Raw genomic sequence first — 24,268 nt, 5'->3', positions numbered from 1 at the left:
CCACGACAGCGGCGAGATCGCCACGGTTCAAAAGGATCGCGCCATGCCGGCATTTCGTGGGGGCGTCCTCCGTCAGGCGGCGGCGGACATCTCGGCCCAGTGGATCGTTGCCGCCGTCAAGGCGGTCGCCGCATCATGCCGACCTGGCAGGGTGTAAGCCTGACCACCGCCGCGACGCTCAGCAGGCTCGACCGGGAAGGTCCGGTCCGGCTGAACACGCCGGCCGCAGCGGAGGGGGTGACCCGACCGTCGATGACCGTGCTCGTGCAGCGGCTGGAATCCCAGGGCCTGGCGTCGGCGGATGCAGCGGACGTTCATCTCCATGGACGCCCCGGAGCACGCCCAGCACCGCCGGATGGTGACCGCGACCTTCTCCATCAAGCACGTGGAGGCGCTGCGTCCGGCCATTCAGAAGATCGTCGACGGCCTGATCGACACGATGCTCGCCGGGCCCAAACCGGTGGACATGGTCCAGGAGTTCGCCCTGCCGGTGCCGTCACCGGTGATCTGCGAGCTGCTCGGAGTCCCGTACGCCGACCACGACTTCTTCCAGGCCAACAGCTGGATCCTGATCAAGCGCTCCGCCGGCGTGGAGCAGGCACGGCCACCCAGGAGCTGATGGACTACCTGGACCGGCTGATCGAGCACCGCGACGGCTGCCCCGTGAGAGTGCCGAACGGGACCAGGACCCGCAGGGCGAAGGCAAGGGCGCCGGCTGACGGTATCGACCTCACGGCGACGGACGCCCGCGCGCTCCGACCCAGACCGGCGCCTGCCACTACTCACCCTTGGTGAAGGTGCGCCGGTAGTCGCTCGGTGTCGTACCGAGGATGCGCTGGAAGTGCAGCCGCAGATTCGCCCCGGTGCCGAGACCGACGGCGTCGGCGATCTGTTCGACGCTGCGCTCCGAGCGCTCCAGCAGCTCCCTGGCCAGGTCGATCCGGGCGCGCATCACCCACTGCATCGGGGTGTACCCGGTGTCCTCGACGAAGCGCCGCGAGAACGTACGCGCCGACACCCCCGCATGCCGGGCGAGTGCGTCGAGGGTGAGCGGCTCGGCGAGCCGGTGCAGCGCCCACTCGCGAGTCACGGCGAACCGCTCACCGAGCGGCTCGGGCACACTGCGCGGCACGTACTGCGCCTGGCCGCCGCTGCGGTAGGGGGCGGCGACCAGTCGTCGGGCCGCGTGGTTCGAGGCGGCCACACCGAGGTCGCCGCGCAGGATGTGCAGGCACAGATCGATGCCCGATGCTGCGCCGGCCGACGTCAGCACGCTGCCCTCGTCGACGAAGAGCACGTTCTCGTCGACTTTCACGAGCGGGTGCCTCTCCGCGAGCGACCGTGTGTAGTGCCAGTGCGTCGTGGCGCGCAGGCCGTCGAGCAGCCCGGTCGCGGCGAGCGCGAAGGCCCCCGTCGAGATGGCGGCCAGCCGCGCGCCCCGGCGGTGCGCCGCGAGCAGCGCGTCCACGACCGCCCGCGGCGGGTCCTCCCGGTCCGGGAACCGGTAGCCGGGCACGAACACGATCTCCGCCCACTCCAGTGCGCCGAGGCCATGCGCCACGTGGTACGACAGCCCGTCGCCGCCGGTGACCAGACCAGGCGCCGCACCGCACACCCGCACCTCGTACGGCATGCTCGCCCGGGTCGTGAACACCTGCGCCGGGATACCGACGTCCAGGGGCTTCGCCCCCTCAAGCACAAGGACGGCGACACGATGCAGGCGGGTGGGAGGCACGTCAGACAGGGTACGAGCCGACGACCGGCGCCCGGTGCGGCCCGCCCACCTGAGGGGCCGAGGTCAGAGCTCTTCGTCCATTCCGATCACCTTGCGCAGCTCATCGGCCGCTTCCTGCGGGCTGTCGCCCGCACGCTCGTTGAGCATCGCGGCGGCGATGCTGTCGAGCTTGCGCTGGATGGCGTGCTCAGCGCGGCGCTCTGTGTTCTTCAGGAGGGCGAGCAGCAGCAGGTTCACGGACGTCATGGCATCGCCGACGAGGAGCTGCCAGGTCACGGGGAGGCCCGCGACATGGACGGCGACGAAGGCCGCGACCAGGACCAGGCAGAAGCACATGAACAGCAGGGAACTGGTGACGTTGGAGGCCGCCTCGGCGAGCCGCTCGAACCAGCCCCGGCCGTCGCGGGAACGCTCGGCGGGATGCGTCGTGGACATGGAGCTTCGCCGCCTTGCCTGCCGCGCCCGTGCGGTGCCGTTCACCGCGGTCGGCGACCGGGTACCCCGCACCACGTTCCTCACCCGCCCTCCTGCGCGGCCATGACCTCGTCCCCGTGCTCGAAGGCCCATGCCCCGACGGCGCCGATGGGTCCGAGCAACGAGCGCCCCAGTTCAGTCAGCCCGTACTCGACGCGCGGCGGTGCCCCGGGGAGCGCCCGGCGCGTCACCAGCCCGTTGAACTGAAGGCGCCGCAGTGTCTCGGTGAGCACCTTGGAGCTGATGCCCCCGATCCGTTCCCGCAGTTCGACCGGACGCCTCGGCCCGTCCCGCAGCGCCCAGAGCACCACGGCGTTCCAGGTGTGGGAGAGCAGGTCGAACGCCAGGCGGGCGCGGCAGTCGGCGAGAAAGGTGTCGGTCGTCACGTACCAGATGGTGCCCGACGGGCTCCGTAACGTCGGCACGAACGAGCGAAGCCGTCGCGGAAGAGGAGCGTGTGATGCGGATCGGCGTACTGGGCACGGGCAACATGGCGGACGCACTCGCCGGCCACTGGGTGCGGGCGGGGCATGAAGTGACCATCGGGGGACGGGACATCGGCAGGGCGCGGCGGCTTGCGACACGTATCGGGGGCGGGGCGCGTGCCGCCGGTCTGCGGACGGCGGCCGAGTCCGGTCCGGTGGTCCTGGCCGCACTGCCTTTCGGCGCGGGGGCCCATGTCGCACGGGAGTTGGGGGCGGCCCTCGACGGAAAGGTGCTGATCGACTGTTCCAATCCGGTCGGGGCGGGCTTCCGGCTGCTGACCGAGGGCGGCCCCTCGGCCGCGCGGCAACTGGCCGCGGCGGCACCGGGAGCCCATGTGGTCAAGGCGTTCAACCTCTGTCACGAGGACGTGTGGCGGATGCGGCCACCGGTCTTCGACGGGCGGCCGCTGGCCGTTCCGGTGTGCGGGGACGACGAGATGGCTCTCGCACATGTCCGCCGGCTGGTGCGGGACGCGGGGTGCGAGCCCCTGGCCGCCGGCGGACTCGAACGGGCGGGGCTCCTGGAGGGGACCGCGGCGCTGTTCATCGCCCTGTGGGTGGGGGCGGGAGCGGACGTCCAGGCCATCGCGCCCCCGCTGGCCTATGCGGCCGGTCCCCGGCCGTGAGCGGAGACCCCGTTCGGGTGTACACGCACAGGCGGCGTTGGCGGCCGGCCGGCCGGGCCGGATGATGGAGCCGTACCTGGAGCGGACGTCGAGGCGCCGGTACTGATCGTCGGCGGTGGACCGGTCGGGCTCACCGCCCGTGCGCTGCTGGACCGCTGGGGCGTGCCGACACTGCTGGTGGAGAAGCACCGGGAGCTGTCCCCCTTTCCCCGGTCCCGCCTGGTCAACGTCCGCTCCATGGAGATCTTCCGTCAGCTCGGGATCGCCGCCGGTATCACCGCCGGTGCGTTCGCACCCGAGTACGGCCGCGTCCGCTTCCGCGACACCCTGTATGACAGCGACTTCGCCACCGCCGCGATGGTCGGGGTCCATGCGCCGGTTCCCGAGAGCCCGGTCATCGGAGCGAACACGCCGACCGGTACCGTCTGAGCCCGCACGGCGGCGCACTTCGAGTCCGCCCGGACGGCCATGCCGCAGGCCGCTGGGAGGAACCCCCGTCGGACGACTCCACGCTGGGGCACGCCCTGAGTACCGTTACGTCGCAGTCGCCGGCCAGGTGATCCGCAAACCCTCATCCGGATGGTTGATCTTGATTCAGCCGTGGCGCGGGAGAGGTCCGTTGCCGGAGTGTGGATGAGGGGCAGGGCGGAGGTGCTGGCCGAACCGGGGGCGCTGCACGAGCGCCAGGAGGCCGCCGCACACCGCTGGGTCCTGGAGGAGCACGAACTCCCCGTGGCGCGTGAGGCGCTGGCCCGGATCGAGGAGTGCGGTCCGGTCGAGTGGGCCGACCGGCAGGCCCGGGCGGAGCTGTCGACACGGGAGGGCCGGGGCGTAGGGCGGGCGGTCCGGCCCTCCCCGAGCGGTCACGACCTGCTGACCTGTGCCCGGCACCGGCCGGCCCCGAACGGGACGAGCCGAACCGGACGGCGCCCTCGTGGAGTTGCTGCCGTCGCAGATGGACGCGGTGAAGGTGTTCGTGGCTCTCGCCGAGCGCCTGCGCCTCCCGGCGGAACCGCTGCCGGGCGAACAGGTCCGCCGGGCGGTGCCTGATCGCCCCGCGGGCCGCCGGCGGCTGAATCTGACGCGGCGCCAGATGAAGTCGGTGGCCTACGGGTTGTGGCTGCGGATGATGTCCGGCTCCGCGATGGAGGCCAACCGCTTCGCCCGCGAGTACGGCGTCGCGTACACGCCCGCCTGCCGCGGCGGACCACCGCGCCGCCGCCCGGGGAGCCGGCGCGACGGCGGGCTATCCGCAGCCCGGTGAACTGCGCGGCGGAGCGGTACTGTCCCTGACCACCAGACGGGCCGGGACGAGATCGGTGCCGGGACGGGAGTCGTCCCGGGTGCGGATCTGGCTCAGGACGCCCTGGACACAGCGGCGGCCGACCTCGGCGAAGTCCTGGTGGACGGTGGTGAGGGGCGGGATGAAGAAGGCCGCATCGGGCGTGTCGTCGAACCCGACGACACTCACGTCGGCGGGCACGGACAGTCCCTGTGCGTGGAAGGCGCGCAGTAGCCCCAGGGCCATCTGGTCGTTGGACGCGAACACGGCGGTGCAGTCGGGCTCCTGGGCGAGCGCGAGTCCGGCCGCGTAACCGGACACGGCCGACCAGTCGCCGTGCAGCGGCGCCGGAACCGGGCGTCCGGCCTCCTCCAGTTCGGCCCGCCAGGCCTTGGTGCGGCGCTGGCCCGCGTACGACGTCCCGGGGCCGGTCACATGCCAGACGGTCCGATGGCCCAGCTCCAGCAGATGCCGTACGGCCTTCCGCGCGCCGTCGGCCTGGTCGGTGTCGACCACGCTGTAGCGGTCCCCGGCGTCCGAGTCCACGACCACGACATGGACGCCGGGCGGCAGCTGGACCGTGCTGGTGTCGAGCAGATGGATCTCCATGATGACGATGACGGCGTCCACGGCCAGCTCGCCCATCCGTGTGAAGGCCCCCAGCACGTTGTCCTGGGTGGCCACGTCGATGGGGATGAGGGTGATCGCGTACCCCTCGGCCGCGGCGTGCGTGGCGATCGCCTCCACGGTGCGGCTGCTGCCCGTCGAGGAGAGGCTGAACAGGATCACGCCGATGGTGTTGAACTGGCCGTAACGGAGGGCGCGGGCCGCGCTGTTGGGTCGGTAGCCAAGCTCCCGCATCGCGGCCAGCACCTGCTCCCGGGTGGAACTGATCACCCCGGAATGGCCGTTGGAGACCCGGGAGACCGTCTGGGAGGAGACGCCGGCGAGCTTGGCGACGTCCGCCATGGAGACCCGCTGCTTACGGCGACCGCCCGGCACCCCGGAACCGCCTCGCTGCGCACCGCCCGTGCTCTGCGGCACCCGTCGCCCCGTCCCGTTCAGCTCCATCGCCTCACCCCTCAAGTCTCCTTGACGTACCGGATGTTACGGCGCGGGAAACCTTGACGGCCGCAGGAGCGGATGCCACGATTCCGACGCTTTGGAGTTTACGTAAACATCGCCGTGTGACCAGCCCGGACGCAGATCCCGTCGCCTTGTCGTGCCGGGGATGTTCACGTAAACACGCCCCGTCGATGTTTACGTGAACATGCGACCGGGCCCCAAGCCGCTGCGCCGAGCCGCCGTCTCCTGAAAGGGCACGTTGATGCGCAAGACCCCCGCCGGAACCCGTATCACCCCCCGAACCCGCGCCGCCCTGGCGGCGGTCGCGATCGCCGCGGTCGGCGCCACGACCCTCACCGCCGGCCCCGCCTCCGCCGCCGTACCGGGCCACGGCACCAGCCAGTTCAAGGGCGTCAACTGGGCCGACCCGCGCGACAACTACGCCGACGACCCGGTCGTCCTGTCCGGCCTGTCGCTCTCCGACAGCTACGCCCAGACCTACGCCAAGGCGACCCGGGTGATCGCCGCGTTCCGCGCCAACCTCGGGGCCAACACCGTACGGCTGCCCATCAACCCGTACACGGTGAACGGCTCGTACTGGAAGTCGTACCGCGGGGTCATCGACGCGGCCTCGGCGCAGGGATTCAAGGTGATCGTCTCCTACTGGGAGGGGACCGGCGCCAACAAGGACGGCTTCATCGACGACGAGGCCACCTACTGGCCCATGTGGAACACCGTGGTGAAGGCCTACCGACACGACCCGCACGTCTACTTCGAGCCGATGAACGAGCCGCACGGCTACACCGACGCCGAATGGGCCGACCTCGCCGCGAAGTGGCTGGCGACCTACCCGTCCGTCCCGCACAACCGGGTGTTCGTCAGCGGCGCCGGCTACAACGACCACGTCACCACTGTCTGCGCCGACCCCCGCCTGAAGGGCACCTACCTCTCCCTGCACCACTACGGCTTCTGGAAGAGCTACGCCACCTACGACCAGTGGACGGCCGACCTGAAGGAACGGCTCGGCGACTGCGCGGGCCGTACCGTCGCCGACGAGTTCGGCGCCCCGATGACCACGGGCCTCGACTACAACGTGCCGACGCCCGACGACAACTCCGTCAACTTCATCCAGGCCGACACGGACCTGTTCCGCAAGCTCGGCATGGGCTCGGTGTACTGGCCCGGCCTGCGCACCGACGACACGTACTCGATCCAGAAGCTGATCGGTGACGCGTCCCGCCCCTGGCTGGCCACCACCAACCAGTCCGGCGCCGACCGCCTCGCCTGGGCCTGGGGCCGCGGCAGGCCGGTGAGTGGCTGACCGGCTCCTGGAGGGCCGCGGTGCACCCCGTGCACCGCGGCCCGGCGGCGCGTCCTACCGGCCCCGTCGGCCCGCTGCCGAGGCGAACCCGAGCCAGGTGTGCCGGTTGCCCGCCCAACACCAGCCCACCTTCGGCGCGTTACGGCGCTCACGGCCGTCCCGTCCGGTGCCGTTGCTGATCCAGATCGCCGGAGTGCGGGAGTCAAGGGCTCCGTTGGCCTTGCGTAGCCGCGAACCGACGGTCATGAAGCAGCGGTTGCGCTGCGCTCCAGGACGGCGGGCTGTTGCAGCACCCAGTGGATGCCCTCGCTGAGCAGCAGCGGCGTGCGGTCCTCCGCGGTGAGCGCGGGCAGCGCCTCGTCCGGGCTCCAGTTCGCCATCCGGTCGCCCCGGTCGAGACCGGTGAGGACGTAGAGCGGGGCGTCGGGCAGCGCGATCGTGTCGAGCGGGGCGAAGAGGTCGACGTCGGTCATGTCGGTGACGACGAACCCCGGCCTGCCGTCGTGCCTCAGCAGCGGCGCGAGCGCGGAGGCGGGGGCGTGCAGCGGGTGTACGGCGAGCAGGGCACCTTCGACGGCAGGGGCCGCCGCGACGGCGCGGACCTCGGCCGCGGACAGCCCGGCGATCTCATGCACCCCCCACTCGATGAGCCGCTCGGCCTGCGTGCCGAGGGACGGGAGTGCGGGGAGGGCGGGAAGAGCGGCGGACGTGGACAGGACGGACGCGGATTCGGGCACGATGCTCCCAGGCTCGGGGACGGGATCGGCCCTGGGCCAACGAAGCGGCACACCGGCATGTTCCCGCGATCCCTACAGACGGCGCAGAAACGTCAGACCGGGGCGGCCGGAGAGCCGTGTCTCACCGGTGACGGTGAAGCCGACCCGGGCCAGTACGGCACGAGACGCCGCATTGTCGAGGGTGGCCGCGGCCCGCAGGGTGGTCAGTCCGTACCTGGTGGCGGCGAGGCCGCAGATCTCCCGCACGGCCGAGGTCGCCAGTCCTCGCCCCGCGGCCCGCTGCGCCACCCGGTAGCCGAGATCGGCGCCCCCGTCCGCCACGTCCACCAGGTTGACCCGCCCCAGCACTTCGCCCGCATCACCGACCAGCACATGGAAGTAGCAGATCCCGGCCTCCTGTTCGGCCAACAGCGCGTGGAGCCGCTCCTCGAACCGGGCGAAGTAGTCGTCGCCGCGATCGGGGACGGAGGCCGCGAAATAGGCGCGGTTCTCCTGCTCGAAGGCGAGGAGCGCCGGGGCGTGGTCGGGACGGAGCAGTTGCAACTCGGGCACGAGGAGGACAGTAGGCACCCCGGCGTTCACCCGCCATCGGATTGATTCTCGCGCAGGTCCTTGACCCGGCGGAGCTTGCCGAGCGAGCGCTCCAGGGTCTCCGGATCGACGACGGCGACCTCCACGGTGACCCCGACGCCGTCCTTGATGCCCTGGGCGATCGTCCTCGCGGCGACCTCGCGGTCGGCCGGACCGGCGTCGGGCCGTGCCTCCACGCGGACGGTCATATGGTCCATCCGTCCACGCCGGCTGATCTGGATCTGGAAGTGCGGGGCCACGCCGGACGTCCGCAGCACGATCTCCTCCACCTGGCTGGGGAAGACATTGACCCCGCGCAGGATGATCATGTCGTCGCAACGGCCGGTGATCTTCTCGATCCGGCGCAGTCCGGGACGCGCGGTGCCGGGCAGCAGCCGCGTCAGGTCCCGGGTGCGGTAGCGGATGATCGGCAGGGCTTCCTTCGTGAGCGAGGTGAAGACCAGCTCGCCGCTCTCGCCCTCGGTCAGCACCTCGTCGGTCAGCGGGTCCACGACCTCGGGGAGGAAGTGGTCCTCCCAGACGTGCAGCCCGTCCTTGGTCTCCACGCACTCCTGGGCGACACCCGGGCCGATGACCTCGGAGAGCCCGTAGATGTCGACCGCGTGGACGTCCAGGCGCTCCTCGATCTCACGGCGCATCTCCTCCGTCCAGGGTTCGGCGCCGAAGATGCCGACCTCCAGGGAGGTGGAGCGGGGGTCGATGCCCTGACGTTCGAACTCGTCGAGCAGGGTCAGCATGTACGAGGGCGTGACCATGATGATCTCGGGACGGAAGTCCTGGATGATCTGCACCTGGCGCGCGGTCATACCGCCGGAGGCGGGGATCACCGTGCAGCCGGCGCGTTCCGCGCCGTAGTGGGCCCCCAGGCCGCCGGTGAACAGGCCGTAGCCATAGGAGATGTGCACCTTGTGCCCGGGCCGGCCGCCGGCGGCCCGGATGGAGCGGGCGACGACGTCCGCCCACATGGACAGGTCGTTGTCGGTGTAGCCGACCACGGTGGGGCGGCCCGTGGTGCCGCTGGAGGCGTGCACGCGACGCACCTCGGACATCGGCACGGCGAACATGCCGAAGGGGTAGGTGTCCCGGAGGTCCGCCTTGGTCGTGAAGGGGAAACGGGCGAGGTCCGCGAGGGTGTGGCAGTCGTCGGGCCGCACCCCGGCCGCGTCGAACTTCCTGCGGTACAGCTCCACGTTGTCGTACGCGTGCCGCAGTGTCGTGCGCAGCCGGGTGAGCTGGAGTGCCGCCAGCTCCTCGCGGGACATCCGCTCGGCGTCGTCCAGGAGCGCCTCGGGAAGCGGCTCCCCCCGGCGGGTGGCCCTGGGCTCGGGCGCGATCACTTCACTGCTCATCACGGCTCCTCGATCCGCGCGCGGAGGGTGCGACTGCGGCCGCGGAACTCCGCGATCACTTCGTCTCCGCGCGCAACGCTCACGTCGTAGACACCGCTGCGGCCGAACCGAACGCGCTCCTGCGCCGTGGCCACCAGCACATCGCCTTCGTACGCGGGCGCGATGAAGTCGATGTCGGCGCCGGCGGCGACGGTCACGGGGCCGTGGCTGTTGCAGGCACAGGCGAACGCCGTGTCGGCGAGGAGGAAGAGATAGCCGCCGTGGGCGATCCGGTGCCCGTTGACCTGGGAGGACGTCACGGTCATCCGCAGTACGGCGGTCCCCTCGCCATACTCAAGGAGCTCGATGCCGAGCCCTTGTGACGCCTCGTCCGCGGCGAACATCGTCTCGACGGGGCCAGGCGTCGTATCCGGTACCCGGGTCGCCATTCCACCACCTTGTGTACCGACCGAACATTCGGTTAGCGTGCGGTGTGGTCAAGTAATCCAGCAAGCCCTCCGCATGTCAAGAGGTGCACCGCATGCCGCACAAGGCCCCTGGGGGACCCGACTGCTTCACGCGTCACCGCCCGCTGATCGAGCGTGCGGCGGACGCCGTCACCGCCGCCAACCCGGCCGCCGGCGCCACCCTGTCCGACACCGCCTTCGTCGCCGGCCGCTTCGCCGTCCTGCAGTCGCGGCGCCCCGTCCCCACCGCAGCCGAGGAGGCCGCCTGATGCCGGACGTCTACCTGGTCGACGGGGCCCGCACCCCGCAGGGCCGCTACGGCGGCGCCCTGGCCGCCGTACGCCCCGACGACCTCGCCGCCCTCGTCGTCGCCGAGGCCGTCCGGCGTGCCGGTGTGCCAGGCGAGGCCGTGGACGAGGTCGTCCTCGGGGCCGCCAACCAGGCGGGCGAGGACAACCGGGACGTGGCCCGGATGGCGGTGCTGCTCGCCGGGCTGCCGCACACCGTGCCCGGCTACACCGTCAACCGCCTGTGCGCATCGGGGCTGACGGCCGTGGTCTCGGCGGCGCAGACGATCCGCGCCGGAGAGGCGGACCTGGTGGTCGCCGGGGGAGTGGAGTCCATGACCCGGGCGCCCTGGGTGATGGAGAAGCCCGGCACCCCGTGGGCCAAGCCGGGGCAGACCCACGACACCGCCCTGGGCTGGCGGTTCACCAACCCGCGCTTCACCGCCGCCGACCGTGCCGTCCCCGGGGACGCCGGACCGGAGACGGTCAAGGTCACGCTGTCCATGGGCGAGACCGCGGAGGAGGTGGCCGCTCTGGACGGCATCACCCGCGCCGAGTCCGACGCCTTCGCCCTGCGCAGCCACCAGCGGGCCGTGGCCGCCCAGGAAGCGGGCCGCTTCGACCGCGAGATCGTCGCCGTCCCCGTGCGCGACGGCGAGGTGACCCACGACGAGGGCCCCCGCCCCGCCACCACCCTGGAGAAGCTGGGCTCCCTGCGGACCGCCTTCCGCGAGAACGGCATCGTCACCGCCGGCTCCTCCTCCCCGCTGTCCGACGGCGCCGCCGCCCTGATGGTCGCCAGTGCCGAGGCCGTGGAGCGCCACGGCCTCACTCCACGGGCCCGGATCGTCGCCTCGGCCTCCGCCGGTGTGCAGCCCAACCTCATGGGACTGGGCCCGGTCCCCGCCACCGAGAAGGCGCTGGCCCGGGCCGGCTGGCAGACCGGCGACCTGGACGCCGTGGAACTCAACGAGGCCTTCGCCGTGCAGGCCCTGGCCGTCACCCGCCGACTCAAGCTCGACCAGGACAGGGTCAACGCCGACGGCGGCGCCATCGCCCTCGGGCATCCGCTCGGCTGCTCCGGCGCCCGCATCCTGCTGACCCTCCTCGGCCGCCTCGAACGGGAGAACGGCCGCCGCGGCCTGGCCACGCTCTGCGTGGGCGTGGGCCAGGGGGTCGCACTGCTGGTGGAGCGGGTGTGACCACTTCTCAGTCGTACGAGACGCTGCTGGTGGAGGAGCGAGCCGACCGGGTGGTGGTCACCCTCCACCGCCCCGAGGCCCGCAACGCCATCAGCGGCCGCATGATCGGCGAACTCCACGAGGTGTGCGAGCAACTGGAGCGGGATCCCAGGCTGCTGCTCCTGACCGGCCACGGCGGGGTCTTCGCGGGCGGCGCCGACATCGCCGAACTGCTGCAACGCGGCCGGGACGAGGCCCTGCAGGGCATCAACAGCCGCCTGTTCGAACGCGTCCGGCGGCTGCCGATGCCCACCCTCGCCGCCGTGGAGGGCTGGGCCCTGGGCGGCGGCGCCGAGCTGGCCTACGCCTGCGATCTGCGGATCGCCGGCCCCGGTGCCGTCTTCGGCAACCCCGAGCCTGGCCTCGGCATCCTCGCGGCGGCCGGCGCCTGCTGGCGGCTGCCCGAACTGGTCGGAGAGTCGGTCGCCAAGCAGATCCTGCTCGCCGGCCGCAATCTCGACGCCCGGGCGGCGCTCGCCGCCGGTCTGGTCATGGACGTCGTCCCCGCCGAGGAACTGCTGGAGACGGCCCATGCGCTGCTCGACCGCATGGCACGGTCCTCGGCCACGGCCCTGCGGCTGACCAAGCTCGTCATCGACTCGCCCGGGGCCCACCCGGTCGCCGACGACCTGGCCCAGGCCGTGCTGTTCGAGAGCGAGGAAAAGAAGGACCGCATGACACGATTTCTCGAGAAGAGGAGCCGCGCATGACCTCGGCACCCGACACCGTCGCGGTCATCGGCGGCGGCCGGATGGGCGCGGGAATCGCCCAGTCCTTCGCCACCGCCGGCTCCGCCGTGACCGTGGTGGAGAGCGGAGAAGACGCCGCCGCCGCGGCGCTGGAGAGGATCGGCGGCAGTCTGCGGCGGGCCGAGGAGCGCGGCCACCTGGGCGAGCCCGCGCAGCGGGTGGCCGGCCGGGTGACCGTCGTACCCACGGTGGACGCCCTGTCACCGGGGACCGAGCTGGTCGTGGAGGCCGTACCCGAGGACGCGGCGCTCAAGGGCCGCCTTCTGAAGGCCGCCGAGGAAGCCGTCGGCGACACCGCCGTCCTGGCCACCAACACCAGCTCGCTGTCGGTCACCGACCTCGCCGCCGTCCTCAGGCGACCGGACCGGTTCCTCGGGATGCACTTCTTCAACCCGGTGCCCGCCTCCGCGCTCGTCGAGATCGTCGTCGCCCCCGACACCGCCGAGCAGACCGTCCGGGCCGCTCTGGAGTGGACCAGGGCGCTGGGCAAACAGGACGTCGTCGTCAAGGACTCGCCCGGCTTCGCCAGCAGCCGGCTCGGCCTGGCCCTGGGGCTGGAGGCGATCCGCATGGTCGAGGAGGGCGTCGCCGCGCCCGAGGCCATCGACGACGCGATGCGGCTCGGCTACAAGCACCCCATGGGGCCGCTGCGCCTGACCGACCTGGTCGGGCTCGACGTCCGGCTCGCCATCGCCGAACACCTCCACGCCACCCTCGGCGACCGCTTCGCCCCGCCGCGGCTGCTGCGCGACAAGGTGGCCCGCGGCGAACTCGGACAGAAGACGGGCCAGGGTTTCTACACCTGGTGACCGGAGCGGGCCGCAGAGCCGTCCTCGCCGGCGCGGCGGCCGTCTTCTGCCGGGCACTGATCCGGTGCGGCCCTTGCCAGATCAGGGAGGGAATACCTTATGATGAACCGAACGAATGGTCGGTAGGGAGTGGGTGGAGATGACTGAAGCGGCCGAAAGGGACGCGGAGCACGACCTGGAGTCCCTTTTCGAGACGACGATCTCGCGCGACCAGCGGATCGAACCGCGCGACTGGATGCCGGAGGGCTACCGCAGGACGCTGGTCCGGCAGATCGCCCAGCACGCGCACTCGGAGATCATCGGCATGCAGCCGGAAGGCGAGTGGATCACCAGGGCGCCCTCGCTGCGCCGCAAGGCGATCCTGTTCGCCAAGGTCCAGGACGAGGCCGGCCACGGCCTGTACCTGTACTCGGCCGCCGAGACCCTGGGCGCCGACCGGGCGGACCTCACCCAGCGCCTCCTCGAAGGCCGTCAGAAGTACTCGTCGATCTTCAACTACCCGACGCCCAGCTTCGCGGACGTCGGGGTCATCGGCTGGTTCGTCGACGGCGCGGCCATCTGCAACCAGGTGCCCCTGTGCCGCAGCTCGTACGGGCCGTACGCCCGCGCGATGGTGCGGATCTGCAAGGAGGAGTCCTTCCACCAGCGCCAGGGCTACGAACTGCTGATGACCATGATGCGCGGCACCGACGCCCAGCGGGAGATGGTGCAGGACGCGGTGGACCGCTGGTGGTGGCCGTCCCTGATGATGTTCGGTCCGCCCGACGACGACTCGCCCAACTCCGCCCAGTCGATGGCCTGGAAGATCAAGCGGCACAGCAACGACGAACTGCGCCAGCGCTTCGTGGACATGACCGTGCCGCAGGCGGCCAAGCTCGGCGTGACCCTGCCCGACCCTGAGCTGCGCTGGAACGAGGAGCGCGGCCGCCACGACTTCGGCACCCCCGACTTCTCCGAACTCAAGGAAGTCATCAGCGGCAACGGCCCATGCAACGCGGAACGGATGCGGCGCAGGCGCGACGCCCACGAGGAGGGTGCCTGGGTGCGTGCGGCCGCCGGCGCGCACGCCGCCAAGCAGGCCGCCCGGGCACGTAAGGAGGCAGTCGCATGAGCGACTCGGAGAACTGGCCCCTGTACGAGGTGTTCATCCGCGGCAAGCGCGGCCTCAACCACGTCCACGTCGGCTCCCTGCACGCCGCGGACGACGAGATGGCCCTCACCCACGCCCGCGATCTGTACACCCGGCGCAACGAAGGCGTCAGCATCTGGGCCGTGCGCTCGGACCAGATCGCCGCCTCCAGCCGGGACGAGAAGGACCCCTTCTTCGCCCCCAGCGCCGACAAGGTCTACCGGCACCCGACCTTCTACGACATCCCCGACGATGTCCCGCACATCTAGGGGGTGTCGTATGGATCATGCCGGCGTCGCGGGGTCCGGCACGCACTCCCCCAGAGGGGGACAGCCAGCCGGGTTGTCGTCACTCGCCGACGTCCCCCAGCCTTCGGCCGGGGGTGCCCCCACCGCGTCGCCCACCGCGGCAGCGGCTGATGTCCACGCCTCCTCCGCCTTGCAGCTGCACGCACCAGACCCCGCTCGGCTCGGTCAAGAGGCACTGTTCCTCACTGCCGACCTGACCCAGACGACACCCCCCAGGAGCCGGTGATGAGCGACGACCACGTCTACCTGACCCTGGCCGAGGGCCATGACGACGGCGACGCCCGCTGGGCCTTCGGCACCGGCTTCGAGGACCCGCTGCACGGCGTCGACACCGCCGTACCCGAGGGCGTCGACGCCGCCGCACTGGCCGCCCACTGCCTGACGCTCGGCGACGACGCCCTGGTCCTGGCCCAGCGGCTCGCCGAATGGGTCACCCGGGCCCCCGAGCTGGAGGAGGAGGTGGCGCTGGCCAACATCGGGCTCGACCTGCTGGGCCAGGCACGGCTGCTGTACTCCCGCTGCGGCCAGACGGACGGCACCGGCCGCACGGAGGACGCCTACGCCTACTTCCGCGACGCCGGCGACTTCCGCAACGTACGCCTCGCCGAACTCCCCAACGGTGACTTCGCCTTCTCCGTCCTGCGGCTGCTGGTGTTCGCCAGCTGGCGCCTCGCCCACTTCACCGAACTGGCCTCCACACCGGACCCGGTGCTCGCGGCGATCGCGGCCAAGGGCGTGAAGGAGCTCACCTACCACCGGCAGTACGCCGCCGAATGGGTCGTACGCCTGGGCGACGGCACGGAGGAGTCCCGCGCGCGCATGCTGACGGCCCTGGAGTCGCAGGCTCCCTACTGGGAGGAACTCTTCGCCGCGCAGGATGTACGCGACGCGGTCCTGGCCGATCTCCAGCAGGTCCTCGACGCCGCCGGACTCCCCATGCCGCACACCGCGGCCCTGCCCGGCCACGGCCGGGACGGCGGACACACCGAACACCTCGCCCCGCTCCTGGCCGAGCTGCAGAGCGTGGCCCGCGCCCACCCGGAGGCGACATGGTGACCGTCCTGTCCGACGTCCGGCGGGCCCGGCACATCGCCGAACAGGTCCCCGACCCCGAACTCCCCATGCTCACCCTGGCCGACCTCGGTGTGCTGCGGGCCGTGACGATCGAGGCCGACGGCACCGTGGTCGCCGGCCTCACGCCCACCTACTCGGGCTGCCCCGCCATGGCCGAGATGCGGGCCGCGGTCGCCGCCCGGCTGCGGGACGCCGGCTTCGACAGCGTCGAGATCCGTACGGTGCTCGACCCCCCGTGGACGAGCGACTGGATCACCCCCGAAGGGCGCCGCAAGCTCGCCGAACACGGCATCGCACCGCCCACGCCGGCACCGCGGCACCCCACAGGTCCCGTCCCGCTGGACCTGTCACCGACCCGGCGCACGGTCGCCTGCCCGCGGTGCGGATCGGTGGACACCGAGGAGACCTCCCGTTTCGCGGCCACCTCCTGCAAGGCGCTGTGGCGGTGCCTGGCCTGCCGCGAGCCGTTCGAATACGTCAAGGAGATCTGATGGCAGAGCTGATGGCACCGGCCGCCGGTGTCCCCGCGACGACAGCACGCCGGCGCCGCCCAGCCTTCCATCCCCTGCGCGTCGCCGCGGTCCAGCGCCTGTGCGAGGACGCCGTCGCGGTCACCTTCGACATCCCCGCGGCCCTGGCCGAGGAGTTCGCCTTCGGCCCCGGCCAGTCACTCACCCTGCGCCGCGAGATCGACGGGCGCGACGAGCGGCGCTCCTACTCGATCTGCTCGCCCGCCGGCGCACCGCTCCGCATCGGCGTACGCGAGGTGCCCGGGGGACTCTTCTCCTCCTGGCTGGTCCACGAGGTGCGGCCCGGCGACACCGTCCAGGTGATGGCCCCGACCGGAGCCTTCACCCCCGACCTCACGGTGCCCGGCCACCATGTGCTGATCGCGGCAGGCTCCGGCATCACCCCCATGATGTCCATCGCCGAGTCGGTCCTGGCCGCCGACGACCGCTCCACGATCACGCTGTTCTACGGCAACCGGCGCACCGACACCGTGATGTTCGCCGACGAACTGGCCGACCTGAAGGACGAGTACCGCACCCGCTTCCACCTCGCCCACGTCCTCTCCAGAGAACCCCGCGAAGCCGAGCTCCTCTCCGGCCGCCTCGACGGCGACCGCCTCGCCGCCCTCATCGAGGGACTGATCGACGTTCCCTCCGCCGATCACTGGTGGCTGTGCGGCCCGCACGGCATGGTCCTCGACGCCCAGCAGGTCCTGGCCGGTCTTGGCGTCCCCGGCGGGCGGATCCACCAGGAACTCTTCTTCGCCGACGAGCCGATCGAGCCCGTCCGCCACGAGGAGGCCGCGGCGGCGGGTCCGGCCAGCGAGGTCACCGTCACCCTGGACGGCCGCTCCACCACCGCCCGGCTTCCGCGCGGGACCGCGATCCTCGACTCCGCCGCCCGCATCCGCCCGGACCTTCCCTTCGCGTGCAAGGGAGGAGTCTGCGGGACCTGCCGTGCACGGATCACGGACGGCGAGGCGGACATGCGCCGCAACTACGCCCTCGAACCCGCCGAGGTGGAAGCGGGCTACGTGCTGACCTGCCAGTCGTATCCCGTCTCGGAGAAACTGACGGTCGACTACGACAGCTGACCGCCTGTGCCGCGGCCACGGCCGCGGAAATCCGTCGCGCCCCATGCCGACGGGTCGTTAGTCTCCGCCCGAGCATGGCAGGGCAGGAGACCGCAAAGGGAGCGACGCATGGGGACCGGCCGTTCGGGCTTGCTGCTCGACCAGTTCGACCGCGCCAGGGAGTTGGCCCAGGTACGGCTGACGGGACTTGGCGACGAGGAGTACCTGTGGGAGCCGGTACCCGGTAGCTGGTCGATCCGGCGCCGGGAGGAGGCGACGACACCCGGGGCGTACGGCCCCGGTGACTGGGTGCTCGACAAAGGCGCCCCCGACATCCCGGCCGGCGAGTACGCCGAGGTCGGCCGGCAGGCCGCCGCGGGCATGTCCGTCGCCAAGATCGCCGACGACTGGAGCGTCAGCGTCGAGCGGGTCGAGGAGATCCTCGGCCGCACCGGCCCGCCGGAGCCCGACCGGACACCGGTCACCACCATCGCCTGGCGGCTCGGGCATCTGCACTCGGGTTTCGCCGGCCGCTGGGAGTGGGCTTTCGGCGACCGGCGGCAGCACCCGAAGCTACTGGTCGATTTCACCCCGGACGCCGCGACGGCACTCGACCGGTTCTGGGCGACGCTGGACCGCTGGCGCTCGAGCGTCGCCACCGTCACCGACGAGCAACTCGACACGGTCGGCTTCTCGCAGTACCCGTCCGGCTCCGACCCCGACGATCCGTTCGTCGACGTGCTGTGGGAGACCAACCTCGAACTCGTCCACCACATGGCCGAGATCGCGCTCCTGCGCGACCTGTGGCAGGCCCGGTTCGGCAGGGAATCGTAGGCGGGCGCAGTTCACCGAGACGGTGCGGGGAGAGAGGAAGCGCCGTTCGACGGTCGGCTTGGTGCCCGCCGCCGCGCATGGCAATCTCACGTTGCTGCGGGGTGAGGGACGCCGACCCGTGGTGCCGCGGCGCCGACGGACAGTCCGGTGGCCCGCAGCTCATTGCCGGCGAGGGCCGCCCAGGGGTCGGGCGCCCAGCCCACGATCATGGCGTGCGGTGGCGAGCTCGCGGCGACACCGGCGTCGGCTGCGCGGCTTCGGCTACGCGGGGAGGCGTCCAGGACCGTGCGGTGTCGGTGCCCTTGCGGCTTCACCGGGAAGTTGTCACGCTGGTGGTTCACGTTGCCTGTTCCAGCTCTCTGCGCGGCGTTCGCGAGATCGCCGGCCCGATCAGTCCGGCCCGACCGTTCGTGCGCGCTGCTCTCCTCCCCGCCGCTGACGCGCGTACACCGCGCCACACCACAGTGACCGGCCGGACAGCCGCCGCCTCACCCGGGGAGCACACCATGGACACGAACGAGGAGGCCGCCCGCGGCCTGACCGACATCCAGGACTTCCTCTACCAGCAGGCTCATCTGCGAGCGGCACGCCGGCGGGTCACGGACTTCACCGCGCAGGAGCCGGGGCTGACGCAGGACCAGCGGACGGACATCGAACGCTGGTATCTCGCGGAACAGACGTATGTGGCCCGCATGGTGACGGAACACATCGCCGCGAGCCTCGACGTGGTGGAACAGCGGCATCGCGCCCGCTTCGGACACTGGCTGCGCGGCACGCTTACCGCGATGATCCTGATCACCGTGGCGATGGCGCTGTGCGTCGCTGTGGTGCTGGTCGGCGCGTCGTAAGCTCGCGCCTGCTTCCCCGTCAAGCCCCAACGGTGGCATGGCGATGTCACATTCGCGCCTCCTACTCGGTGATATGAGTGCCCGGTCACATGGGCGCGCGTTGAGGCGATCGACGAATGGGGTCGAGTTCGTCGAGGTGCACGAGCCGCTCAGCCGGCCGGAACTCCACCTGCTGACCCAGCATGAGCAGGGATACCGGGAAACAGCCGGTGAGCACACGCCCCGGAGTTCGTGATTCGTGAGAGGGCGCCCGGCAGTCGCCAAGCGGCCCCCCTGCTCCTCCGACGGGGGGCCACCGCACTTCGACGCCTACTGCTGCCGGGCGAGCCAGTCGGTGAACCTGACCTCGCCCAGGCTCGCGTCCGGACCGGGCAGGAGCGTGTCCTCCCGCAGCTCGGCACCCCAGTACCGCGCCTGCGGGTCCGTGACGATCTTACGGGGGTCGTTCGTCGCGGCCAGCGCCATACGGATGAACTCCTCGAGCTGGAACGCCTCGGGCCCGCCTACCTCCACCACACCGTTGACCGGCGCGCCGACCGAGGCGCGGGCCACGGCCGCGGCCACGTCGTCGGAGACGAGGGGCTGGATCCTGGCGTCCGGCAGACGCACGGTGTCGCCCTCGGTGACCCCGTCGGCCAGCCCCTTCGCGAACTCGAAGAACTGAGTCGCATGGACGATGGAGTACGGCATGCCGGACGCCCTGATCAGATCTTCCTGAGCCTTCTTGGCCCGGAAGTACCCGCTCTGCTGGAGCCGGTCGGTGCCCACCACGGACAGCGCCACATGGTGCTGTACGCCGGCGTCGGCCTCCGCCTGCAGGAGGTTGGCCGTGGAGGTGCGGAAGAAGTCCAGGACGGCACGGTCCTCGAACGAGGGGGAATTGGACACGTCGACCACGACCGAGGAGCCCCGGAGGACCTCGGGCAGCCCCTCCCCGGTGAGGGTGTTGACGCCGGTGCTGGGCGCGGCCGCGACCGCCTCGTGTCCTTGCTCGCCGAGCCTGCTGACCAGCTTCGAGCCGATGAGCCCGGTACCACCGATCACGACGACTTTCATGACGGAATTCCTCTCGGAGTCTTTCTGGTGTCTGCACCAGAAGAGACCGGGCGGGTCTTCCGCTTGTGACAGGCCCTCCGGGAATTCGAGGAAAATCATCCGTTGCCGCCCCGGCGTGCGGCCTATTGGGGGGAGGGGCCTCACCCGTCCAGCGAAGACACGTAGGGGGCCAGCTTGGCCGGGTTCATCACCCACATGATGCGTTCGATTCCACGTTCCGACACATCGACGGACAGCAGCGCCACCGCGTTCCCGCCGGCCGAGACCAGGACGGCGGGCCTGCCGTTGGCCTCGACCCAGCGAATGTCCGCCTGAGGCCAGAAACGCGGTGCGAAGGCGACGAGGTACCGGGAGACGTGCGGGAGCCCGACGACCGGAGTCCTGGACGCGCCGCGCATTCCGCCGCCGTCGGTGTAGCTGACCACGTCCTCGGTGAGGACCTCTTCGAGGATCGACAGATGGCCGTGCTGCGCCGCTGCGAGAAACACCTCGAGCAAACGCCGGTGCTCGGCGGAGTCCACCGGTTCCCGGCGCTCCGCCGCCAGTCGCCTGCGGGCACGGCTCACCAGCTGGCGTGCGTTGGCCTCGCTCGTCTCCACGATGTCCGCGATCCGCCGGTATGTGTAGTCGAACGCTTCCCGCAGCACGTATGCGGCCCGCTCCACGGGGTTCAGCTTCTCCAGGAGGAGGAGCACCGCCAGGTCGAGTGCCTCCGCGCGCTCCGCGCCCAGCTGCGGATCCAGGCTCGTGTTGACGGGCTCGGGAAGCCAGGGGCCGACGTACGACTCCCGGCGCACCCTGGCGGACTGGGTGAAGTTGATCGCCAGCCGGGTGGTGACCGTGGCCAGGAAAGCGGCCGGCTCATGGATGCCGGCACGGTCGGCGTTCTGCCATCGCACCCATGCCTCCTGGACGATGTCCTCCGCTTCCGCCGCGCTGCCGGCCACGCGGTAGGCGATACCGAAGAGCCGGGGACGCGCCGCGATGAACTCCTTCGTCGCCTGGTCGAGGGAGTCCGGGTCCCCGTTGTCACCGCCGCGCATCGATGTCCTCCAGAGTTGGATCATCATGCTACAAGCTGGCGCCGCACAGAACGGCACGGAGAGGTACGTGCCGGCCGCACCGTGTCACAGATCCACCCGCGTACCGGTCAGTGGGAAGGCCGATGCCGAGGGGCGACGAGCCATGGAGGTGCCCGACCATGTCGGACAGGAACACAGCGCGCGGGCCCGGAGGACAGCCCCGTCCGGAGGGGTGGAAGACGGCGGTGACGGTGTTGCAGGACGCCGCACCGATCACCGTCCCCGAGGGCGCCTCGGCGATGACCATCTACGTCGAGTGGTAGCCCGGGGATCCGGGTACCCCGCCGCACCGCCACTCGGGACCCGCGTTCGGGTACGTCATCGAGGGCGCCGTCCGTTTCGAACTGGAGGGCGAGCCCGAGCGGGTGGTCGAGGCCGGCGGGACCTTCTGGGAACCGGGCGGCGATGTGATCCACTACCAGGACGGGAACGCCCTCACGGATGCGCGGACCCGGTTCGTCGTCACCATGATGTGCGCGCCGGGCAGGCCCATGCTGGAACTGGTCGACGAGAGTGAACTGGCCGAGCGGGCCCATCTGCGTGCCCCACGCCCGACCACGGACTGACGAGACGCCAGGCCGGCCGCGTCTTCTCCTCCGCCGGGAGGAGAAGACGCGGCCGGCGGGTGTCGGTCAGCCGAACTGGCCGGGCTGGTAGTCCCCGGCGGGCTGCTGGTTGATGACGTTGATGCGGTTGTAGGCGTTGATGACGGCGACCAGGGAGATCAGGGCGACGAGTTGGTCCTCGTCGAAGTGCTTGGCGGCATTGGCCCACACCTCGTCGGAGACGCCCCCGGCCGCGTCCGCGATCCGGGTGCCCTGTTCCGTCACCTCCAGGGCGGCGCGCTCCGCCTCGGTGAACACCTTCGCCTCACGCCAGGCCGCGACCAGGTTGAGGCGCTGCGCGGTCTCCCCGGCCAGCGCGGCGTCTTTGGTGTGCATGTCGGTGCAGAAACCGCAGCCGTTGATCTGGCTCGCGCGGATCTTCACCAGCTCCTGGATCGCGGCCGGCAGCGTCGAGTCCGAAACGGCCTTGCCGGCCGAGTTGAGGTGCTTCAGCACCTTCCCGGCGAGCGGGTGGCCGAAGTAGTCGAGACGCGATTCCACGATGATCTCCTTGCCGTGTAGCGGATACGCCCCAATGACCGAAGCGGTCGGCAATGTGTGACAGGAAGCCATGTGTGACTTGGGTCTCACCTGTTTGGCCTCGGGGTCGCGGGCGCCGGGTTGGTCAAGACCAGGGCGGCTGCCGGTAAAAGCGAGGGCACGTGTCGGTCTTGGCGGCCTGATGCCTGACGTGTGCTGGCCGTGTGGCCATGTGGTGTTCATGTGGCGGAAGTTGGACTGGGCCAGGGTGCGGTCGTTGTCAGTTCAGCTGTTCGTCGGGAGGGCGTCATGGCCACACAGGCAGATTCAACAGAGGACAGATCGGCGGGGGGTTCGGAGGGCTTCAGCCGTCGTCACGCGCTGGGCCTGCTGGGGACCGCGGGGGCGGGAGCGGCCGCCACCGGGCTGCTCGGCGCGGGTAACGCACAGGCCGCACCGTTCGCCGCCCCGGCCTTCCATCTCACCGCGGACTCCTCCGGCGCGCCCCCCGTCCAGGGCCTGCACCTGACGTTCGGGGCGGACCCGCGCACCCAGATGACGGTTTCGTGGATCACGGACCGGCCGGTGACCGAGCCCGTCGTGCGCTACGGCACCCTGGAGCACGGCTTCGGTTCCAGCGCCGCCGCCCGGACCGTCACCTATGTCGACGGCACCTCGAACCGCACGGTCTACGTCCACCACGCCCTGCTCAACCGGCTCACCCCGGGCACCGACTACATCTACCTGGCCACCCATGAGGGCGCCACCCCGGACAGCGGTACGTTCCGTACCGCCCCGCGCGGCCGGATGCCGCTCACCTTCACCAGCTTCGGCGACCAGTCCGCCCCACAGGTGACGTGGTCGGCCGACGGCACCGTCGCCCTGGACGCCAACTCCACGCCCGCGACGAAGGACATCGTCACCGGCATCGAGCAGGTCGCCCCGCTGTTCCACCTCCTCAACGGCGACCTCTGCTACGCCAACCTGGACGTCGACCGGGTGCGGACGTGGAACAACTTCTTCACCAACAACTCCCGTTCGGCGCGCTTCCGCCCCTGGATGCCGGCGGCCGGCAACCACGAGATCGAGAAGGCCAACGGCCCGCTCGGCCTCGGCGCCTACCAGACCTACTTCTCCCTCCCGTCCACCGAGACCGACGCCGAACTCGCGGGTCTGTGGTACGCGTTCACGGCCGGCTCGGTGCGGGTGATCGTGCTACAGAACGACGACAACTGCCTGCAGGACGGCGGTGACGTCTACATCAGCGGCTACTCCGGCGGCCGCCAGCTCGCCTTCCTGGAGAAGGAACTGAAGGCGGCACGCTCCTCGCGTGACATCGACTGGGTGGTCGTGGCCATGCACCAGGTCATGATCAGCTCCTCGGACGCGAACGGCGCGGACCTGGGCCTGCGCGAGAAGTACGGCCCGCTGTTCGACCGGTACGGCGTCGACCTGGTGCTCTGCGGCCACGAGCACAACTACGAGCGTTCGCTGGCCGTGCGCGGTGTCGTGACCGGCAGCGAGACCCTCACCCCCAACCCGGTCTCGCAGGCCACCGACGACATCGACGCCGGCCTCGGCACCGTGCACATGATCCTCGGCGGCGGAGGCGTCTCGGGAACCACCAACCAGAGTTTCTTCAAGGACGGCACGGCCAAGGTGATCACCGCCGTGTCTGCGACCGCCGGCTCCAACGGCAAGCGCACCTCCGTCTATGTGAAGGAGCAGGCGGTGTGGACCGGTGTCCGGGATGTCGAACACCCGTACGGCTTCGCCGCCTTCACCGTCGACCCCGGCCGGCACCCCGGTGACACCACCCGGATGCACGTGACGTACTACAACGTGAACAAGCCGCACGGCGAACTGACCGTCTTCGAGAACTTCACCCTGCACCGCAAGCGCTCGGACGGCCACGGCCACTGATCCTGAGCCCAGCGATGGAAACGCGGGCCGGGCGGCAGCTGCCCGGCCCGCTTCAGGGCTTCCCTGCAGGCGGGATTGACTGGCCAAAAACGGACGAAGTCCCGTCAGAACAGAGGGAATTGTACCGAAGGGCACACTGGGAATACTTGG

General features: G+C 71.0%; 28 protein-coding genes and 2 pseudogenes. 18 read left to right on the top strand and 12 right to left on the bottom strand.

Annotation, left to right across the window (positions count from 1 at the left end):
• Positions 1–301 precede the first annotated feature (301 nt).
• Positions 302–619, top strand: coding sequence for a hypothetical protein (locus ACZ7OO_RS04325; protein WP_471501352.1), 318 nt, complete (start codon positions 302–304; stop codon positions 617–619).
• 159 nt (positions 620–778) lie between these two features.
• Here the strand turns inward: ACZ7OO_RS04325 and ACZ7OO_RS04320 are convergent, their stop codons facing one another.
• From ACZ7OO_RS04320 to ACZ7OO_RS04310, 3 genes are all read right to left on the bottom strand, one after another.
• Entirely contained in the window at positions 779–1,735 is a 957-nt protein-coding gene (locus ACZ7OO_RS04320) for a GlxA family transcriptional regulator (protein ID WP_471501350.1), read from the bottom strand.
• A gap of 63 nt (positions 1,736–1,798) precedes the next feature.
• Entirely contained in the window at positions 1,799–2,170 is a 372-nt protein-coding gene (locus ACZ7OO_RS04315) for a low affinity iron permease family protein (RefSeq protein WP_471501348.1), read from the bottom strand.
• An 80-nt stretch (positions 2,171–2,250) separates the two neighbouring features.
• Positions 2,251–2,595, bottom strand: a complete 345-nt coding sequence (locus ACZ7OO_RS04310) for a winged helix-turn-helix transcriptional regulator (RefSeq protein WP_471501346.1) — start codon at positions 2,593–2,595, stop codon at positions 2,251–2,253.
• Between the two features lie 74 nt (positions 2,596–2,669).
• Between ACZ7OO_RS04310 and ACZ7OO_RS04305 the strand changes: the two genes are divergently transcribed.
• The 3 genes from ACZ7OO_RS04305 to ACZ7OO_RS04295 all read left to right on the top strand — a co-directional run bounded on the left by ACZ7OO_RS04305 (position 2,670) and on the right by ACZ7OO_RS04295 (position 4,584).
• Positions 2,670–3,320, top strand: a complete 651-nt coding sequence (locus ACZ7OO_RS04305; RefSeq protein WP_471501344.1) for an NADPH-dependent F420 reductase — start codon at positions 2,670–2,672, stop codon at positions 3,318–3,320.
• A 102-nt stretch (positions 3,321–3,422) separates the two neighbouring features.
• Positions 3,423–3,749, top strand: a complete 327-nt coding sequence (locus ACZ7OO_RS04300; RefSeq protein WP_471502316.1) for an FAD-dependent monooxygenase — start codon at positions 3,423–3,425, stop codon at positions 3,747–3,749.
• A gap of 505 nt (positions 3,750–4,254) precedes the next feature.
• Positions 4,255–4,584, top strand: coding sequence for a DUF6417 family protein (locus tag ACZ7OO_RS04295; protein WP_471501342.1), 330 nt, complete (start codon positions 4,255–4,257; stop codon positions 4,582–4,584).
• Here ACZ7OO_RS04295 and ACZ7OO_RS04290 read toward each other — a convergent pair.
• On the bottom strand, positions 4,567–5,673 hold the full coding sequence (locus tag ACZ7OO_RS04290; protein ID WP_471501340.1) for a LacI family DNA-binding transcriptional regulator: 1,107 nt from the start codon (positions 5,671–5,673) through the stop codon (positions 4,567–4,569). The genes ACZ7OO_RS04295 and ACZ7OO_RS04290 overlap by 18 nt on opposite strands.
• Positions 5,674–5,929: 256 nt before the next feature.
• Here ACZ7OO_RS04290 and ACZ7OO_RS04285 point away from each other — a divergent pair, with 256 nt between their 5' ends.
• Complete coding sequence (locus ACZ7OO_RS04285) at positions 5,930–6,988, top strand: glycoside hydrolase family 5 protein (RefSeq protein ID WP_471501338.1); 1,059 nt, start codon at positions 5,930–5,932, stop codon at positions 6,986–6,988.
• A gap of 54 nt (positions 6,989–7,042) precedes the next feature.
• Here ACZ7OO_RS04285 and ACZ7OO_RS04280 read toward each other — a convergent pair.
• From ACZ7OO_RS04280 to paaI, 4 genes and pseudogenes are all read right to left on the bottom strand, one after another.
• A pseudogene (locus tag ACZ7OO_RS04280) lies at positions 7,043–7,704 on the bottom strand (DUF5701 family protein).
• A gap of 93 nt (positions 7,705–7,797) precedes the next feature.
• Entirely contained in the window at positions 7,798–8,277 is a 480-nt protein-coding gene (locus tag ACZ7OO_RS04275) for a GNAT family N-acetyltransferase (protein ID WP_471501336.1), read from the bottom strand.
• A gap of 26 nt (positions 8,278–8,303) precedes the next feature.
• On the bottom strand, positions 8,304–9,665 hold the full coding sequence (gene paaK, locus ACZ7OO_RS04270) for a phenylacetate--CoA ligase PaaK (RefSeq protein ID WP_471501334.1): 1,362 nt from the start codon (positions 9,663–9,665) through the stop codon (positions 8,304–8,306).
• Positions 9,665–10,093 carry a hydroxyphenylacetyl-CoA thioesterase PaaI gene (paaI, locus tag ACZ7OO_RS04265; RefSeq protein ID WP_471501332.1) on the bottom strand — a complete coding sequence of 143 codons (429 nt, stop codon included), beginning with the start codon at positions 10,091–10,093 and terminating at the stop codon, positions 9,665–9,667. The genes paaK and paaI overlap by 1 nt, the downstream gene beginning before the upstream one ends.
• Before the next feature lie 92 nt (positions 10,094–10,185).
• Here paaI and ACZ7OO_RS04260 point away from each other — a divergent pair, with 92 nt between their 5' ends.
• The 10 genes from ACZ7OO_RS04260 (at position 10,186) to ACZ7OO_RS04215 (ending at position 18,124) form a co-directional block, all read left to right on the top strand.
• Positions 10,186–10,380, top strand: coding sequence for a hypothetical protein (locus tag ACZ7OO_RS04260; protein ID WP_471502384.1), 195 nt, complete (start codon positions 10,186–10,188; stop codon positions 10,378–10,380).
• A complete protein-coding gene (locus ACZ7OO_RS04255; RefSeq protein ID WP_471501330.1) occupies positions 10,380–11,600 on the top strand; it encodes a thiolase family protein in 1,221 nt (406 codons plus the stop codon). The genes ACZ7OO_RS04260 and ACZ7OO_RS04255 overlap by 1 nt, the downstream gene beginning before the upstream one ends.
• Complete coding sequence (locus ACZ7OO_RS04250) at positions 11,597–12,349, top strand: enoyl-CoA hydratase/isomerase family protein (RefSeq protein ID WP_471501328.1); 753 nt, start codon at positions 11,597–11,599, stop codon at positions 12,347–12,349. Before ACZ7OO_RS04255 ends, ACZ7OO_RS04250 begins: the two co-directional genes overlap by 4 nt.
• A complete protein-coding gene (locus ACZ7OO_RS04245; RefSeq protein ID WP_471501326.1) occupies positions 12,346–13,197 on the top strand; it encodes a 3-hydroxyacyl-CoA dehydrogenase family protein in 852 nt (283 codons plus the stop codon). Before ACZ7OO_RS04250 ends, ACZ7OO_RS04245 begins: the two co-directional genes overlap by 4 nt.
• Before the next feature lie 139 nt (positions 13,198–13,336).
• Positions 13,337–14,308, top strand: a complete 972-nt coding sequence (gene paaA, locus ACZ7OO_RS04240) for a 1,2-phenylacetyl-CoA epoxidase subunit PaaA (RefSeq protein ID WP_471501324.1) — start codon at positions 13,337–13,339, stop codon at positions 14,306–14,308.
• Positions 14,305–14,595 (top strand): 1,2-phenylacetyl-CoA epoxidase subunit PaaB, encoded by a 291-nt coding sequence (gene paaB, locus ACZ7OO_RS04235; protein ID WP_471501322.1) that lies wholly within the window; start codon positions 14,305–14,307, stop codon positions 14,593–14,595. Before paaA ends, paaB begins: the two co-directional genes overlap by 4 nt.
• Before the next feature lie 264 nt (positions 14,596–14,859).
• Entirely contained in the window at positions 14,860–15,690 is an 831-nt protein-coding gene (gene paaC, locus ACZ7OO_RS04230; protein ID WP_471501320.1) for a 1,2-phenylacetyl-CoA epoxidase subunit PaaC, read from the top strand.
• Complete coding sequence (gene paaD, locus ACZ7OO_RS04225; protein WP_471501318.1) at positions 15,684–16,199, top strand: 1,2-phenylacetyl-CoA epoxidase subunit PaaD; 516 nt, start codon at positions 15,684–15,686, stop codon at positions 16,197–16,199. The genes paaC and paaD overlap by 7 nt, the downstream gene beginning before the upstream one ends.
• 11 nt (positions 16,200–16,210) lie before the next feature.
• On the top strand, positions 16,211–17,311 hold the full coding sequence (paaE, locus tag ACZ7OO_RS04220; protein ID WP_471502314.1) for a 1,2-phenylacetyl-CoA epoxidase subunit PaaE: 1,101 nt from the start codon (positions 16,211–16,213) through the stop codon (positions 17,309–17,311).
• 108 nt (positions 17,312–17,419) lie between these two features.
• Positions 17,420–18,124: a DinB family protein gene (locus tag ACZ7OO_RS04215; protein ID WP_471501316.1), complete on the top strand. Its 705-nt coding sequence runs from the start codon at positions 17,420–17,422 to the stop codon at positions 18,122–18,124.
• An 86-nt stretch (positions 18,125–18,210) separates the two neighbouring features.
• Here the strand turns inward: ACZ7OO_RS04215 and ACZ7OO_RS04210 are convergent, their stop codons facing one another.
• Positions 18,211–18,465, bottom strand: a complete 255-nt coding sequence (locus tag ACZ7OO_RS04210) for a hypothetical protein (protein ID WP_471501314.1) — start codon at positions 18,463–18,465, stop codon at positions 18,211–18,213.
• A gap of 165 nt (positions 18,466–18,630) precedes the next feature.
• On the opposite strand from ACZ7OO_RS04210, the gene ACZ7OO_RS04205 reads away from it, so the two are divergent.
• Positions 18,631–18,972, top strand: a complete 342-nt coding sequence (locus ACZ7OO_RS04205) for a hypothetical protein (RefSeq protein WP_471501312.1) — start codon at positions 18,631–18,633, stop codon at positions 18,970–18,972.
• 309 nt (positions 18,973–19,281) lie between these two features.
• Here the strand turns inward: ACZ7OO_RS04205 and ACZ7OO_RS04200 are convergent, their stop codons facing one another.
• Both ACZ7OO_RS04200 and ACZ7OO_RS04195 read right to left on the bottom strand, forming a co-directional pair.
• On the bottom strand, positions 19,282–20,028 hold the full coding sequence (locus ACZ7OO_RS04200) for an SDR family oxidoreductase (RefSeq protein ID WP_471501310.1): 747 nt from the start codon (positions 20,026–20,028) through the stop codon (positions 19,282–19,284).
• 140 nt (positions 20,029–20,168) lie between these two features.
• Positions 20,169–21,071 carry an RNA polymerase sigma-70 factor gene (locus ACZ7OO_RS04195; protein ID WP_471501308.1) on the bottom strand — a complete coding sequence of 301 codons (903 nt, stop codon included), beginning with the start codon at positions 21,069–21,071 and terminating at the stop codon, positions 20,169–20,171.
• 158 nt (positions 21,072–21,229) lie between these two features.
• Here ACZ7OO_RS04195 and ACZ7OO_RS04190 point away from each other — a divergent pair.
• A pseudogene (locus ACZ7OO_RS04190) lies at positions 21,230–21,676 on the top strand (cupin domain-containing protein).
• Between the two features lie 66 nt (positions 21,677–21,742).
• On the opposite strand, the gene ACZ7OO_RS04185 reads toward ACZ7OO_RS04190, so the two are convergent.
• Positions 21,743–22,216, bottom strand: coding sequence for a carboxymuconolactone decarboxylase family protein (locus ACZ7OO_RS04185; RefSeq protein WP_471501306.1), 474 nt, complete (start codon positions 22,214–22,216; stop codon positions 21,743–21,745).
• 288 nt (positions 22,217–22,504) lie between these two features.
• Here ACZ7OO_RS04185 and ACZ7OO_RS04180 point away from each other — a divergent pair, with 288 nt between their 5' ends.
• Positions 22,505–24,118 (top strand): purple acid phosphatase family protein, encoded by a 1,614-nt coding sequence (locus tag ACZ7OO_RS04180; RefSeq protein ID WP_471501304.1) that lies wholly within the window; start codon positions 22,505–22,507, stop codon positions 24,116–24,118.
• Positions 24,119–24,268: the final 150 nt, after the last annotated feature.

Source organism: Streptomyces sp. NPDC111744, from assembly GCF_055634995.1.
This window is presented reverse-complemented; position numbering and strand designations above follow the sequence as displayed.

What these genes read in the sequence shown, in the direction of transcription:
- ACZ7OO_RS04325 (WP_471501352.1), top strand. Translation starts at nt 302, where the DNA reads ATGCAGCGGACGTTCATCTCCATGGACGCCCCGGAGCACGCCCAGCAC.
- ACZ7OO_RS04315 (WP_471501348.1), bottom strand. Translation starts at nt 2,170, where the DNA reads ATGTCCACGACGCATCCCGCCGAGCGTTCCCGCGACGGCCGGGGCTGG.
- ACZ7OO_RS04305 (WP_471501344.1), top strand. Translation starts at nt 2,670, where the DNA reads ATGCGGATCGGCGTACTGGGCACGGGCAACATGGCGGACGCACTCGCC.
- ACZ7OO_RS04290 (WP_471501340.1), bottom strand. Translation starts at nt 5,673, where the DNA reads ATGGAGCTGAACGGGACGGGGCGACGGGTGCCGCAGAGCACGGGCGGT.
- ACZ7OO_RS04285 (WP_471501338.1), top strand. Translation starts at nt 5,930, where the DNA reads ATGCGCAAGACCCCCGCCGGAACCCGTATCACCCCCCGAACCCGCGCC.
- paaK (WP_471501334.1), bottom strand. Translation starts at nt 9,665, where the DNA reads ATGAGCAGTGAAGTGATCGCGCCCGAGCCCAGGGCCACCCGCCGGGGG.
- paaI (WP_471501332.1), bottom strand. Translation starts at nt 10,093, where the DNA reads ATGGCGACCCGGGTACCGGATACGACGCCTGGCCCCGTCGAGACGATG.
- ACZ7OO_RS04260 (WP_471502384.1), top strand. Translation starts at nt 10,186, where the DNA reads ATGCCGCACAAGGCCCCTGGGGGACCCGACTGCTTCACGCGTCACCGC.
- ACZ7OO_RS04255 (WP_471501330.1), top strand. Translation starts at nt 10,380, where the DNA reads ATGCCGGACGTCTACCTGGTCGACGGGGCCCGCACCCCGCAGGGCCGC.
- ACZ7OO_RS04245 (WP_471501326.1), top strand. Translation starts at nt 12,346, where the DNA reads ATGACCTCGGCACCCGACACCGTCGCGGTCATCGGCGGCGGCCGGATG.
- paaA (WP_471501324.1), top strand. Translation starts at nt 13,337, where the DNA reads ATGACTGAAGCGGCCGAAAGGGACGCGGAGCACGACCTGGAGTCCCTT.
- paaB (WP_471501322.1), top strand. Translation starts at nt 14,305, where the DNA reads ATGAGCGACTCGGAGAACTGGCCCCTGTACGAGGTGTTCATCCGCGGC.
- paaC (WP_471501320.1), top strand. Translation starts at nt 14,860, where the DNA reads ATGAGCGACGACCACGTCTACCTGACCCTGGCCGAGGGCCATGACGAC.
- paaD (WP_471501318.1), top strand. Translation starts at nt 15,684, where the DNA reads ATGGTGACCGTCCTGTCCGACGTCCGGCGGGCCCGGCACATCGCCGAA.
- paaE (WP_471502314.1), top strand. Translation starts at nt 16,211, where the DNA reads ATGGCACCGGCCGCCGGTGTCCCCGCGACGACAGCACGCCGGCGCCGC.
- ACZ7OO_RS04215 (WP_471501316.1), top strand. Translation starts at nt 17,420, where the DNA reads ATGGGGACCGGCCGTTCGGGCTTGCTGCTCGACCAGTTCGACCGCGCC.
- ACZ7OO_RS04205 (WP_471501312.1), top strand. Translation starts at nt 18,631, where the DNA reads ATGGACACGAACGAGGAGGCCGCCCGCGGCCTGACCGACATCCAGGAC.
- ACZ7OO_RS04200 (WP_471501310.1), bottom strand. Translation starts at nt 20,028, where the DNA reads ATGAAAGTCGTCGTGATCGGTGGTACCGGGCTCATCGGCTCGAAGCTG.
- ACZ7OO_RS04195 (WP_471501308.1), bottom strand. Translation starts at nt 21,071, where the DNA reads ATGCGCGGCGGTGACAACGGGGACCCGGACTCCCTCGACCAGGCGACG.
- ACZ7OO_RS04180 (WP_471501304.1), top strand. Translation starts at nt 22,505, where the DNA reads ATGGCCACACAGGCAGATTCAACAGAGGACAGATCGGCGGGGGGTTCG.